We start from the raw sequence: 13240 nt of genomic DNA on the forward strand, positions 1-13240 counted from the left end.
AACCTCTGACCTCTGCCTCCGGAGGGCAGCGCTCTATCCAGCTGAGCTACGGGCGGATGCGCGCAGTATACTAATTTCGGGCGTCAAGTCCACCGTAAATCATTGATCTGTAATGCGATCACGCAGTTGAAACGCGAGCACTGCGCCGGTCAGCGCGATGCCTGCGGCAACCATGAAGGCGGTGCGCACACCGGCGATCAGGGCCGCTTCGTCGGTGACATCGGTCAGCATGGCGGCTCGCGAGCTCATCAGGGTGACCAGCAGCGCGGTCACAATCGAGGCGCTGACCATACGCAGTGTGTTGTTCATAGCGGTGCCGTGTGAAATCAGCTCGCGCGGCATGGCATTAATGCCGGCGGTAATCAGCGGCATCATCAGGGTGGCGATGCCCATCATGTGCAGCATGAAGCCCCAGGTGATGCGGCTCAGAGGGGTGTCGTGGTCGAGCCCGGCAAACAGGCTGAGCGCAGCGGCCATCTGCAGCAGCCCGGCGACGGCCAGCCATTTGATGCCAAAGCGGTCGAATAGCCGCCCGGACACCAGTGACATCACGCCCATTACAATGGCGCCCGGCAACAACAGCAGACCGGTCTGCAGGGCGCCGAACCCCCGTGCATTCTGAACATAGAAGGGCAGCAGGGTTTGCGGGCCGATCAGCAGCGAGAACACAATCATCGACAACAGCGTGGTCAGCGCAAAGGTGCGGTAACGGAACACCCGGAACTCCAGCATGGGGTTAGCCATGCGCAGTTGCAGCGGGATGAATATGGCCAGCGCCACAGCACCAATGCCCAACGCACCCCAGACGTTGGCGTTTGCCCAGCCCACTGAGCCGGCCATGCTGAAGCCATACAGCAGCCCGCCCCAGCCCAGCGTCGACAAGGTGACCGAGGTGGGGTTGATGTGGCTGTCGCGACGCATGGTCACATCGGTCATCACCCACCAGGCAGCAACCAGCACCAGCACCGAAAAGGGTAGCAGCACAATAAACAGAAAGCGCCAGGAATGCTGCTCGATCAGCCATCCGGACAGGGTCGGGCCGATGGCCGGGGCAAACGCGATGATCATGCCCACTAGGCCCATGGCGGCGCCGCGCTTCTCGGGCGGGAACAGCGACATGATGACGGTCTGACCCAGAGGCATGGCAATGCCGGCACTGATGCCCTGGATAATGCGGGCCAGTAGCAACATGGGGAACGACTGGGCGTTGGCGCCAATCACGGTGCCGAGCAGAAAGATGCTCAGCGCCACCAGATACAGCGACCGGCTGGAAAAGCGGTCGATCAGCGCGGCCGAGACGGGAATCAGAATGCCATTGGCCAGCATGAAACCGGTGGTGACCCACTGCGCCTGGCTGGCGGTGATGTCGAAATCGCGCATGATGGGCGGTATGGCCACCAGCATCAGCGTCTGGTTGAGCACCACGACAAAGCCGCCGAAAATCAGCACGCCGAGTATCAGGGGGCGATTGATTTCAGTGGCGGATGCCTGCTCCATGGTATCTCCGAAGGTTCATAGTGTGCTGATGACGAGGTTTGCCCGGGTTCCGTCCTGCGGGCGCAACAGGGTGGAAGGCGGGAAAGACAGTACTGTACGCAGCAGAGTCGGTTTCGGTCCAGCGGCTTTATGTTCCGCCTTTCGGCAGTCTGCTATGATTCCGCGGCAAAAGGAATCCACTGGAGCACCCGCCATGAGCATCCGCGAAATTCGCCACCCGTTGGTCAAGCATAAACTGTCTCTGCTGCGTGACAATGCCATCAGCACGCGCAGCTTCCGTGAACTCACCGGTGAGATCGGCAGTCTGCTGACCTATGAAGCCACTGCGGATCTGGAGCTGGAAACCTATACCGTGGATAGCTGGATTGGCCCCACTCCGGGTGAGCGTATCAAGGGCAAGAAGATCACCGTGGTGCCGATTCTGCGCGCCGGCCTGGGCATGCTGGATGGCGTGCTCAACATGGTGCCCAGCGCCAAGGTCAGCGTGGTCGGCCTGTATCGCGACGAAGAAACCCTCCAGCCGGTGACCTATTTCGAAAAAATGGCCAGCGATATCGAACAGCGCATGGCCTTGATTGTGGACCCCATGCTGGCCACTGGCGGCTCCATGGTGGCCTGTATCGACATGCTGAAAAAGGCAGGCTGCACGCAGATTCGTGCGCTGGTGCTGGTGGCGGCGCCCGAGGGTATTCGCCTGGTTGAAGAAAAGCATCCGGATGTCGATATCTATACCGCCGCCATTGATGAACGCCTTAACGAGCAGGGCTATATCGTGCCCGGTCTCGGCGATGCAGGCGACAAGATTTTCGGGACGCGCTGAGGGTCTCGCACTACGAAGAAAAACAGACACAAGGAATCGCACCCATGACAACTTCCTCAATGCCCGCCTGGCGCACCCCGCTGGTGGGCGCCCAGATGCTGGTGGTCGCCTTTGGCTCACTGGTTCTGATGCCCCTGCTGACCGGTCTCGACCCCAGTGTGGCCCTGTTCACCGCCGGTGTCGGCACCCTGATCTTCCATTTCATTACCGGCAAGAGCGTCCCGGTGTTTCTGGCGTCGTCGTTCGCCTTTATCGCGCCCATTGGCTATGCGGTGCAGACCTGGGGCATGTCGGCCACCATGGGCGCGCTGGTCGTTACCGGGGTGCTCTACATCCTGCTGTCGGCTGCGGTGAAGTGGAAGGGCCCCGGCTTCCTGCACTTTATTCTGCCGCCGGTGGTCATCGGGCCCATCATCATGGTGATCGGTCTCAGCCTGGCGCCGGTCGCCATTGATATGGCGATGGGAGAAACCGGTGATTACGGCTACGGGCCGGCCCTGTTCGTGTCCATGACGGCGCTGATCGCCACCGTGGTCACGGCGGCTTTCGCGCGCGGCATCTTTCGCGTGGTGCCCATCCTGATCGGGGTGACTGTGGGTTATATGGTTGCACTGCCCATGGGTATGGTCGACCTCACGCCCATGCAGGAATCGGCCTGGGTGGCGCTGCCCGAATTCGTGGCACCGACCTTCCAGTGGCAACCCATTCTGTTCATGATCCCGGTGGCCATTGCACCGGCGGTCGAGCATGTGGGTGATGTCATGGCGATCAGCAAGGTCACCGGCAAGGACTATGTGCGCAAGCCCGGCCTGCATCGCACCCTGCTCGGCGACGGCGTGGCCACGTCCACCGCGGCCCTGTTCGGCGGCCCGCCCAACACCACCTATTCGGAAGTCACCGGGGCAGTGATGCTGACCAAGATGTTCAACCCGGTGATCATGATCTGGGCGGCCGGTTTTGCCGTGGTGCTGGCCTTTATCGGCAAGCTGGGCGCCATTTTGCAGACCATCCCCGACCCGGTGATGGGCGGCATTCTGGTGGTCCTGTTCGGCTCCATTGCGGCCGTGGGCATGAACACCCTGGTGCGCAACGGCGTCGACATGACCCGAGAGCGCAACCTGATCATCGTGGCGGTCACGCTGGTCTTCGGCATCGGTGGCATGGTGGTCGGTCAGGCAGAATTTGCCCTGCAGGGCATCGCCCTGTGCGGGGTGGTGGCGATTGTGCTGAACCTGGTGCTGCCGGGCCGGCATATCGACAACGAGGAGCGGCAGGCAACGGCTGAATAACGCCGGTAAGGCAGGGAGCTAGCTCCCTGCCGCCTTAGAACCGCTCAGTTCACTCATGCGCCCGAAGCCCTTTTGCGTCAGGCGGCTGCCGGTGCGGCCGCGGTAGACGTGGATATACCCCTGCTCCTGCAGCAGGTGCAACCGGTGGCGAATCTGCTGTTCGGTGAAGGGGCGACCGGCCTGGTCGCTGCGCTTGACCAGCTCGTGGCGGCTGATCTTGCCGGTCTCCTGCTGTTGTTCGCCGGCCAGGCGGAGTATGTAGTCCAGCTCTTCCGGGTTGATGGCCGCTGACGGCGGTGGTGGCGCGGCGTTGACCGTGGGCTGCATGCCCTGTGCGGGGGTATCGCCGGTCGGGGCCGACTGGAAAAAGGCCGCATCGGGGATGTCCTTGGGACGCAGTTCATTGTCGTCGCACACGGCCAGCATATAGTCGATGGTGTTGCGCAGTTCGCGGATATTGCCGTACCAGGGGTAGCGTTCCAGTTCGCGGAACACTTCCGGGCTGATCTGGATTTCCTCGCGCACCGACTGGTGCACCGCATAGCGCACCAACTCTTCGATGTCGTCGCGCCGCTGGCGCAGCGGCGGCAGGTGCAGGTACAGCACCTTGAGCCGGTGATACAGGTCTTCGCGGAACTGCTCCTTGCGAATCATGCTCAGCAGGTTGCGGTTGGTGGCGGCTACAATGCGCACATCCACCGGAATGATGTCGGTGCCGCCGACGCGCAGCAGCTCCTTTTCCTGCAGCACGCGCAGCAGACGAGCCTGCACCTTCAGGCTGATGTCGCCGATCTCGTCCAGAAACAGGGTGCCGCCGTGCGCCTGCTCGAACAGGCCCTTGCGGCCGCCTTTCCGGGCGCCGGTAAAAGCCCCTTCTTCGTGTCCGAACAGTTCGCTCTCCACCAGTTCTTCCGGCAGGGCACTGAAGTTGACTGCGAGATAGGGCCCGTTGCGGCGCGGCGAGGCGTTGTGGATGGAGCTGGCAAACAGCTCCTTGCCGGTGCCACTTTCGCCGTCAATCAGCACGGTGAGTTCCGAAGCGGCCAGCTTGGTGGCGATGCGCTTGGTTTCCTGCAGGGTGGCGTTGTGGCCGACGATGTCGTTGAAGTGGTACTTGGCGTAGTGGCCCTTCTTGACCAGGTCATGGCGCCGGCGGCGCTCCATTTCCAGGGTTTCACCGGCGTTCTTGAAGGTGGCCACCCGGCTCTGGTCGGCATCAATGGTCAGCCGGTGCACCATGATGTCGTTCTGGCCCAGGGTGAAATAGCGGTTGGGTTCATCCTGTTCACTGGTGATGAACTGCACCAGGTCCGGGTCATCGATGATGTCCTCGATGCGCCGCCCGATCACCCGGCCGCCGCGCACATCGAGAATGTCTTCCAGAATCCCGTTGAACACCGTGATGATGCCTTCGCGATTGACCGCCAGTATGCCGTCATGCACGCCGTCCACCACCTGCTTCAGGTGTTCGCTCATGCGCCGCGTTTCATGGCTGATGCGGGTAATGCGCTTGCTCAGGTCGATGATCTTCTGGATGTAGCGGTCGGACAGCACGCGTCGCGTTTCCTGGTCGAGTTCCAGTTCGTTGAGCAGGTTGACGATGGTGGTCATGTCGATCAGCCGGGGCCGGATATTGATCACCTGTTCGATGAAATCCGGTACCAGGCCGATTTCCCCAGGGGTGACGGCGATACGCGTGCGCTTGACCGCCTTCTTGCCGGGGAAATATGGGAAGTAGTTGAGATGGTCGATACCGAGATTGCGCAGCGAATCAATGGAACGGTGCACATTGTCCGGCGAGTCGTTGACGTACAGCACCTCGGTGCCTTCGGGCAGCTCGAGCAGGGCGTCGATATGGTGAAAATTGACCACCCGCTCGGCAATGATGCAGGTACTGGCCGGGCCGATACAGCGGTGCACCTCTTCATACAGCATGTGGGAGGACAGCACCACAATGCCCTGGTCGATCTGCGGAATTTCGTCTTCTTCTGCGGCATAGCTGGTGATGTCGGCCAGATCTCCGACAATGTCGATAAGCTGCTCCAGCAGGGTCTCACGCGTTTCTTCCGAGCCTGCCAACAGGGTGATCTGGTGTTTGGGTGCCATGGTCTGTTCCCGCCAGTTAGACGGATATGGTAGACCAGAGCCCGGTGTCAAGTATACCGGGCTGGCACCCAGAGGGCCTCGATCACGCCGGATCATGAAGATGGCAGGCCACTTGGTGGTCGGTACCCTGCGCCTGCAGTTGCGGCCGTTCTTCGCGACAGCGGGCATGGGCTTCCGGACAGCGCCCGGCAAAGGCACAGCCCGGTGGCGGGTCAACCGGCGAGGGCACGTCCCCTTTCAGGATAACCCGTTCGCGCCGCAGCCGCGGATTGGACACCGGAATCGCATCCAGCAGCGTCTGGGTATAGGGGTGCATGGGGTTCGAGAAGATCTGCTCGGTATCGCCGATTTCCACGATTCTGCCCAGATACATCACCGCCGTGCGGTTGCACAGATGGCGCACCACACTCAGATCATGCGAGATGAACAGGTAGGCCAGTCCGAAATCCGCCTGCAGGTCTTTCAGCAGGTTCAGAATCTGCGCCTGAATGGACACATCCAGCGCCGCCACCGGTTCATCGGCAATGATCAGCTTGGGGTTGAGAATCAGCGCCCGGGCAATCCCGATGCGCTGACGCTGGCCGCCGGAAAACTCGTGCGCGTAACGCAGGGCAAAGCCGCGGTTCAGGCCCACCACATCCAGCATCTCGTTGATGCGCTGGCGGCGCTCGGCCTTGTTGGTCACGCCATGGGCTTTCAGGGGTTCGGCCAGTATGTCCTCAACGCGCAGGCGCGGGTTGAGCGAGGCATAGGGGTCCTGAAACACCATCTGCATATCGCGCCGCCGCTGGCGCAGGTCTTCCGGCGCCAGGTCTTCGAGGTCTTCGCCGTTCAGTATCACCCGCCCTTCGGTGGGCTTGATCAGATGGGTGATGCCGCGCCCGGAGGTGGACTTGCCACAGCCGGATTCGCCCACCAGCCCGAGGGTCTGACCGGCCTGCAACTGGAAAGACACCCCGTCGACCGCCTTCACCCACTGGGTCTGCTTGCGGATGAACCCCTTGGTCTGCGGAAAGTGAATCTTCATGCCCTGCACATCGAGCAGGGGCTGCTTGTCGGTGGCGATCGTGCGGTCGTCCTGCCCGGGCGCTGCCGTCTCTGGTCGAGTTGCGGTGTCGGTGGTCATGGGCTGGGCTCCTCCTGCAGGCGTTCAACATTGATCGGCTCATGCGTGTCGGCATGCAGCCAGCAGCGGCTGGTGTGGGTGTCGTCAATCCGATACAGCGGCGGCGCTTCCTGCCGGCAGCGGTCCATCACCTTCTCGCAGCGTTTGGCAAAGCGGCAGCCGCGCTCCACGGAACCGGGCAGCGGTACCTGGCCGGGTATGGCGTAGAGGCGGTCCTTTTTCTGCGAGGCATCCGGCATGGAGGCCATCAGGCCCAGGGTGTAGGGGTGCTGTGTGTTGTTGAACAGATCATCCACCGGCGCCTCTTCCACCACCTGACCGGCATACATGACGACTACCCGATCGCACATTTCGGCCACCACCCCCAGGTCATGGGTGATGAACATGATGGCGGTATCGGTGCTGTCGCGCAGGCCACGCATCAGGTCCAGAATCTGCGCCTGAATGGTCACATCCAGGGCCGTGGTCGGTTCGTCCGCAATCAGCAGGCGTGGTTCGCAGGCCAGCCCGATGGCGATCATCACGCGCTGGCGCATGCCGCCGGACAACTGATAGGGATAGCTGTCATAGATGGCCTCGGGGCGCGGGATGCCGACCTTCTCCAGCATGGCAATGGAACGCTGGCGCGCTGCCGCGTTGCTCAGGCTGTTGTGCAGGTGCAGCACCTCGTCGATCTGCCGGCCGATGGTGAACACCGGGTTGAGCGAGGTCATCGGCTCCTGAAAGATCATCGAGATCTCGTTACCCCGAATACGTCGCATGTCGCGCTCGCGCAGTGTCAGCAGGTCACGGTCGGCAAAGCGGATTTCGCCGCCCGCCACCCGACCGGGCGGGTTGGGCACCAGGCCCATGATGGAGAGCGAGGTCACACTCTTGCCACAGCCGGACTCGCCGACAATACCGAGTGTTTCGCGTTCGCGGATCTGAAAGCTGATCCCGTCAACCACGGCCACTTCGCGCCCGTCGCTGCGAAACCGGACCTCAAGGTCGCGAATGTCGAGCAATGTCGGCGCGTCGCTGCCGGGTGCAGCGTCTGATACAGAGGTCATGAGGGCATTACTCCTTCAGTTTGGGGTCCAGCGCATCGCGCAGGCCATCGCCGAATATGTTGAAGCTCAATACCGTGATCACGATGGCCAGCCCGGGAAAGAAGGTGGCGTGAAACACGGTGCTGCTGTTGTCTTTGGCCGCACTGAGCATGGAGCCCCATTCCGGCGCGGTGATGTCACCACCCAGACCGAGGAAGCTCAGCGCGGCGCCGATCAGGATCGCGACCCCGATGCGCATGGTCAGATACACCATGATCACCGACAGGGTGCCGGGGAAGATGTGGCGGCTGATGATGACCGCATCGCGCACGCCGATCGACCGGGCAGCCTCGACGTAGGTCATTTCCTTCAGCGACAGGGTCGACGCCCTGACGATGCGCACGAACACCGGCACCGTGAACACCGCGACAGCCAGAATGATGTTGATCAGCCCGGCGCCGAGAAACGCGATGACTGCTATGGCCAGCAGAATGCCGGGGAAGGCCAGCAGGATGTCGGTCATGCGGGTAATGGCAGAGTCCAGTCGGCCGCCATAGTAGCCGGCCAGCAGGCCCAGAAAGGTGCCCACCACGGTACCGATGGCCACCGACACGAAGCCGATCATCAGGGTATCGCGGGTGCCGTGAATGACGCGGCTCAGGATATCCCGGTTCTGGTGGTCGGTGCCGAACCAGTGCCGCTCGGAGGGGCGCTGGTGCTTGTAGGCGTCGGTCAGTTCGATCTCGCGGTCAGACAGCGACAGGCTGACCAGCCGGGGCTCGACTGCAGCGTCACCTACCTGGAACTGGATCAGCGCTTTCACGCCACCCACCTGGGCCTGAATCAGGCCTTCACCATCCGCCAGAAAGCGCACGACGCCCTCGTCACTGACTTCCGCCACGTCTTCATTCAGCGAGCGCCAGATGACGCCGCCTTCTGGCTCTTCGGCCGTGGCACTGGTCTGAAAGCCGCTGGAGCTGGTGGGCTCGGGTGGTGAAACATGTTCTTCGGCAAAGGCCTGCACGGCGGCCAGGTCTTCCAGCTCTGTCTCATTGGTGCGCAGGGCCTGCAAGTCCAGTTGGAACTCGGCGCCCGGCTCAACGCTGGTGTCCGGGGCCAGAATACGCAACTGCGCGATGCCGGGCTCGACGTCACCGAGCAGCACTTCGCCCACGACACGGATATCCAGACCGGACGCCACGTCGCCACTTTCGACATGGGCCCGGGTATGGCCGGCCGACTGGGCGATCACATTGACGCCGGTTCGGGTGCGGCGAATATTGGCAATTCGCCGGTTGTCGGAAGATACATTGATCTGCGGCAGGTCCGCCTGAGCCAGGCGGTTGCCATCACTGAGCACGCCTTCGACGGCCAGGTTCTGGCGCGTCAACTGGCTGACATCGATGCCGCGATCGGCATATTGCGCGGTTACCGGCCGATGCGGGTCATAAGGCGCTATCCAGGGGCCGAAGATACCCACGCCCATGATCAGCAGCAGGACGAAAAAGGCACTCACGGCGAACCGCTGGCGCAGGAATTTGCGCATGAACAGCCAGAACGGTGCCTGAGCATTGTATAAAGTCATGAACAGGCTCTCCTAGTGGTAGCGAATCTGTGGGTTCAGCCAGGCGTAACTGATATCCACCAGCAGGTTGATCACCAGGAACTGGAAGGAAAACAGCAGAATCAGCGCCTGGATGACGGGATAGTCGCGGTTCAGGATGCTGTCGATCAGATAGGAGCCGAGACCGGGCCAGGCAAAGACCTGCTCCACCACCACGGCACCGCCGATCAGGAAGCCGAACTGCAGGCCCGACATGGTGACGACCGGGATCAGCGCGTTGCGCAGCACATGGCTCCACACCACCACCCGTTCGCTCTGGCCCTTGGCGCGGGCGGTGCGCACATAGTCTTCGCGCAGTACCTCCAGCATGCTGGAGCGGGTAAAGCGGACAATGGTTGCGGCCACCCCGAAGCCCAGGGTCAGCGACGGCAGCATCAGGTGAATCCAGGTGCCACTGCCACTGGTCGGGAACCAGCCGAGTTGCACGGCAAAGATCTGCATGATCATCAGACCAAACCAGAATTCCGGAATCGACAGCGCGGTAATGGTGGTCACCATGCCGGTGCGGTCCATCCAGGAATTGCGCCGTGTGGCGGAGATGATGCCGACCGTAATGCCGATCACCAGCGCCCAGATCATGCTGAGCACCGTCAGCACAAAGGTGTAACCGAAGCGGCGAATGATTTCATCGGAGACATTGGAGCGTGTCCGATAGGAGATGCCGAAATCCCCTTGCAGCATATTCATCATGTAGCGACCGTACTGGACGACCATCGGATCATCGAACCCTTCGCGGGCTCGCATCTGCTGATAGGTCTCCTGGTCGATTTCGGCGCCATACATGATGCGAATGGGATCACCGGGCGTCAGATGGACAAACAGAAACGCGATCACGGTAATCACGAGCAGAATGGGCACCATGCCCACAATGCGACGAAGTATATAACTGAACATGATGTCTGACTTCCTGCCTACAGTCGGCGTGTGAAAAAGGCACTCCCGCCCGGTTCGAACGGGAGTGCAACAGCCTCAGAGCAACAGAGGAGAGAGGTTACCGGAGCTCAACCTGGCTGACGTGTACATTGCCGGAAGGCAATACGAATACACCGTGCAGGTTGGGGTTCTTGGCCACGATGGCATCCGGGATATGCAGGAATACCCAGGGGGCGTCATCGTAGATGATGGTCTGAACTTCAGCATAGGTGTCCAGCGCTTCTTCCGGGTTCGGGTTGGCCAGTGCGCTGTCCAGCAACTGGTCTACTGTTTCATTGCGGTAGAAGCCGGAGTTGTTGAAGTTGGGCGGTACGCGGTCGGACGCGAAGTTCGGGCGCAGGCCATAGTCGGCTTCCCCGGTACCCGGAGACCAGCGGCCGATATACATGTCGGTGCCTTCACCGGCGTCCAGCATGTCAAACAGTGTGCCGGCTTCGAAAGCTTCAACACTGACGTCAATGCCCAGTTCACCCAGTTGGATGGCGACAAATTCCGCAACCGATACGAACTCGGTGTTGTTGCGTGTCCACAGGGTGGCCGAGAAGCCGTCTGCCTGATCGGAATCCGCCAGCAGCGCCTGGGCTTCGCTCAGGTCGTACTCGTAGATGTCCTGTTCGGCATAGCCGTAGACATTGGGGGCAATGGCGGAATCAGCAATGGTGCCGTAGCCGTCCAGTACCTGGGCGATCAGCGCATCCTTGTCGATGGCATGGTTCATGGCCTGGCGAACGCGCAGGTCATTGTACTTGTCCTGCTCCAGGTTCAGACCGATGTAGAACACGTCAGTGGTGGGGCCGGTGTAGAGGTCCACATCCGCATTGCCTTCCAGTTGAGAGGCATTCAGTGTGGGAATCGGGAACACCAGATCCGCTTCGCCGGTCTGCAGCATGTTGACGCGGGTGCTGGCTTCCTGCACCGGACGGAAAACGATGCGGTCTACCTTGGCGGCATTGTCGGCATCCCAGTAGCCAGCAAACGGCTCAACGCTGACTTCCACACCGTCACGCCATTCGACGAACTGGTAGGGGCCAGTGCCGACAGCGCCTTCGCGGTCCATGTTGTAGTCAGAGTCTTCGGCCTTGCGCGTGATGACGGCCGGCGACTTCATGGCAGCAGAGCTGTGGGCCATGTAGGACGCCATGGCAGAGTTGGGCTCTTCGGCACGAATGGTGACGGTGTAGTCGTCTTCGACGATGACTTCGTCAATGAACGAGAAGAAAGAAGAACGCGCCAGACCATTGTCGGAATCGCGGACAAAGTCCAGGTTCTGCTTGACCACGTCGGCGTCGAAGTACTCGCCGTCATGGAACTCGATGCCGGAGCGCAGAGTGAAGGTGATTTCGGTGGCGTCATCGCTGTAGACAAAATCTTCAGCCAGGACGTTGACGATATCCATGGACTCGTTGAAGCGCAGCAGACCTTCGAACATGGGGTTCTGCACGGTCGCTGAGTTCGAATCGGTAGTGTTGTGCGGGTCCATTGAAGTGGGCTCGGCTTCGATGACGATCACCACCTCGTTGTCGGCCAGGGCCGACTGGGCCGTTACGGTCAGACTGGCGGTCATCGCCAATGCTGTCCAATTACGGAAAGTAGAAGACATGGTTGACTCCCGTTGTGCTCTTGTAATGGGTTCACCCCCTCTCAGCAAGGCCTGTACCAGTCTGCTTTGCTATTTTTCCATGACCCTCTGAAAGCCGCGCCCGGCAAGGGCTGAAGATATTTCGATGTCGTTTTCCTGCGGCGCCGGATGGCCTCGGGACAGGTCTATTTGGGTGTTAAAAGGGTTTAATGGGTTTATTAGGGTTATTTGGTGGTTTATGGGGAGCCCAATAAGTTGGCGGCCATTAAAAACCAGTTGTCGCATCCTGAAACACTGACTTACAGCGGGTTTGCATAGACTTTAGGCGTGCGCTACAGGCGCAACCCGAACCCAAAAAAGATACAGCAGACACTGTCTGCGTCAGGAGACACCCATGAAAACCGCCAATAAAGGCGTACAGACTGACCTCGACCGCAGCACCCTGTTGGATCGCGCCATTGCCGGGGGCGAGGGAAGCCTTGCAGACAACGGCGCCCTGGTGGTCCGCACCGGGCATCGTACCGGTCGTTCACCGCGAGACCGTTTCTACGTCAAGAACCATGTGACGGAAGACGCCATAGCCTGGGGCGATGTGAATCAGCCCCTGTCACCGGCAGTGTTCGAGGCACTCTGGTGCCGCGTGGCCACCTGGCTGGAGTGCCGAGACCACTATCTCGGGCACTATCATGGTGGCGCCCATCCACAGCACCACATGGCGCTGCAGGTGCATACCGAAACGGCCTGGCACCAGTTGTTCGCGCACAACCTGTTTATCCGCCCCGATCACTGGAACCCGAATGACCAGGCGCCGATGACCATTCTCAATGCACCGGGTTTTGTCTGTGACCCGGAGCGTGACGGCACCCGCAGTGACGGCATTGTTGCCATTGACCTGCAGGGCCGGCGGATTCTGCTGGCGGGCATGCCCTATGCCGGAGAAATGAAAAAGGCGGTCTTCTCAGCCCTCAACTTCTGGCTGCCCGAGCAGGAGATTCTGCCCATGCACTGTTCCGCCAATCAGGGCCAGGATGGCCGCACGGCTCTGTTTTTCGGCCTGTCGGGCACTGGCAAGACCACCCTGTCGGCAGATCCGAATCGGTTGCTGATCGGTGACGACGAGCATGGCTGGGGCACCGACGGCGTTTTCAACTTCGAAGGCGGCTGCTACGCCAAGTGTGTGGATCTGAGTCCGGAGAAAGAGCCCGTCATCCACCAGGCGATCCGGCATCAGGCGGTGC

10 protein-coding genes are annotated in these 13240 nt (G+C 61.0%); 3 read left to right on the forward strand and 7 right to left on the reverse strand.

The features are described from left to right. Positions 1 to 99 precede the first annotated feature (99 nt). Entirely contained in the window at positions 100 to 1497 is a 1398-nt protein-coding gene (locus LAT62_RS13465; RefSeq protein ID WP_293384878.1) for an MDR family MFS transporter, read from the reverse strand. Positions 1498 to 1690: 193 nt separating this feature from the next. On the opposite strand from LAT62_RS13465, the gene upp reads away from it, so the two are divergent. Both upp and LAT62_RS13475 read left to right on the forward strand, forming a co-directional pair. Next, positions 1691 to 2317, forward strand: coding sequence for a uracil phosphoribosyltransferase (gene upp, locus LAT62_RS13470; RefSeq protein ID WP_293384881.1), 627 nt, complete (start codon positions 1691 to 1693; stop codon positions 2315 to 2317). A 44-nt stretch (positions 2318 to 2361) separates the two neighbouring features. Further along, a complete protein-coding gene (locus LAT62_RS13475; protein ID WP_293384884.1) occupies positions 2362 to 3606 on the forward strand; it encodes a uracil-xanthine permease family protein in 1245 nt (414 codons plus the stop codon). 18 nt (positions 3607 to 3624) lie between these two features. Here LAT62_RS13475 and LAT62_RS13480 read toward each other — a convergent pair whose 3' ends face one another. The 6 genes from LAT62_RS13480 to LAT62_RS13505 all read right to left on the reverse strand — a co-directional run bounded on the left by LAT62_RS13480 (position 3625) and on the right by LAT62_RS13505 (position 12023). Beyond that, positions 3625 to 5712, reverse strand: a complete 2088-nt coding sequence (locus LAT62_RS13480; protein ID WP_293384887.1) for a sigma 54-interacting transcriptional regulator — start codon at positions 5710 to 5712, stop codon at positions 3625 to 3627. A gap of 82 nt (positions 5713 to 5794) precedes the next feature. After that, entirely contained in the window at positions 5795 to 6838 is a 1044-nt protein-coding gene (locus LAT62_RS13485; RefSeq protein WP_293384890.1) for an ABC transporter ATP-binding protein, read from the reverse strand. Continuing rightward, complete coding sequence (locus LAT62_RS13490; RefSeq protein ID WP_293384893.1) at positions 6835 to 7887, reverse strand: ABC transporter ATP-binding protein; 1053 nt, start codon at positions 7885 to 7887, stop codon at positions 6835 to 6837. The genes LAT62_RS13485 and LAT62_RS13490 overlap by 4 nt, the downstream gene beginning before the upstream one ends. Before the next feature lie 7 nt (positions 7888 to 7894). Beyond that, on the reverse strand, positions 7895 to 9451 hold the full coding sequence (locus tag LAT62_RS13495) for an ABC transporter permease (protein ID WP_293384896.1): 1557 nt from the start codon (positions 9449 to 9451) through the stop codon (positions 7895 to 7897). 12 nt (positions 9452 to 9463) lie between these two features. Then, positions 9464 to 10384 carry a nickel ABC transporter permease gene (gene nikB, locus LAT62_RS13500; protein ID WP_293384899.1) on the reverse strand — a complete coding sequence of 307 codons (921 nt, stop codon included), beginning with the start codon at positions 10382 to 10384 and terminating at the stop codon, positions 9464 to 9466. Positions 10385 to 10481: 97 nt separating this feature from the next. After that, a complete protein-coding gene (locus tag LAT62_RS13505) occupies positions 10482 to 12023 on the reverse strand; it encodes a glutathione ABC transporter substrate-binding protein (RefSeq protein ID WP_293384902.1) in 1542 nt (513 codons plus the stop codon). A 373-nt stretch (positions 12024 to 12396) separates the two neighbouring features. On the opposite strand from LAT62_RS13505, the gene LAT62_RS13510 reads away from it, so the two are divergent. After that, a partial coding sequence (locus LAT62_RS13510; RefSeq protein WP_293384905.1) for a phosphoenolpyruvate carboxykinase (ATP) occupies positions 12397 to 13240 on the forward strand: 844 nt, incomplete at its 3' end.

The organism is Natronospirillum sp. (assembly GCF_022565775.1).
Lineage (GTDB): Bacteria > Pseudomonadota > Gammaproteobacteria > Pseudomonadales > Natronospirillaceae > Natronospirillum.

Coding starts and splice junctions, on each gene's coding strand:
- LAT62_RS13465 (WP_293384878.1), bottom strand. CDS start 1,497: ATGGAGCAGGCATCCGCCACTGAAATCAATCGCCCCCTGATACTCGGC.
- upp (WP_293384881.1), top strand. CDS start 1,691: ATGAGCATCCGCGAAATTCGCCACCCGTTGGTCAAGCATAAACTGTCT.
- LAT62_RS13475 (WP_293384884.1), top strand. CDS start 2,362: ATGACAACTTCCTCAATGCCCGCCTGGCGCACCCCGCTGGTGGGCGCC.
- LAT62_RS13480 (WP_293384887.1), bottom strand. CDS start 5,712: ATGGCACCCAAACACCAGATCACCCTGTTGGCAGGCTCGGAAGAAACG.
- LAT62_RS13485 (WP_293384890.1), bottom strand. CDS start 6,838: ATGACCACCGACACCGCAACTCGACCAGAGACGGCAGCGCCCGGGCAG.
- LAT62_RS13490 (WP_293384893.1), bottom strand. CDS start 7,887: ATGACCTCTGTATCAGACGCTGCACCCGGCAGCGACGCGCCGACATTG.
- LAT62_RS13495 (WP_293384896.1), bottom strand. CDS start 9,451: ATGACTTTATACAATGCTCAGGCACCGTTCTGGCTGTTCATGCGCAAA.
- nikB (WP_293384899.1), bottom strand. CDS start 10,384: ATGTTCAGTTATATACTTCGTCGCATTGTGGGCATGGTGCCCATTCTG.
- LAT62_RS13505 (WP_293384902.1), bottom strand. CDS start 12,023: ATGTCTTCTACTTTCCGTAATTGGACAGCATTGGCGATGACCGCCAGT.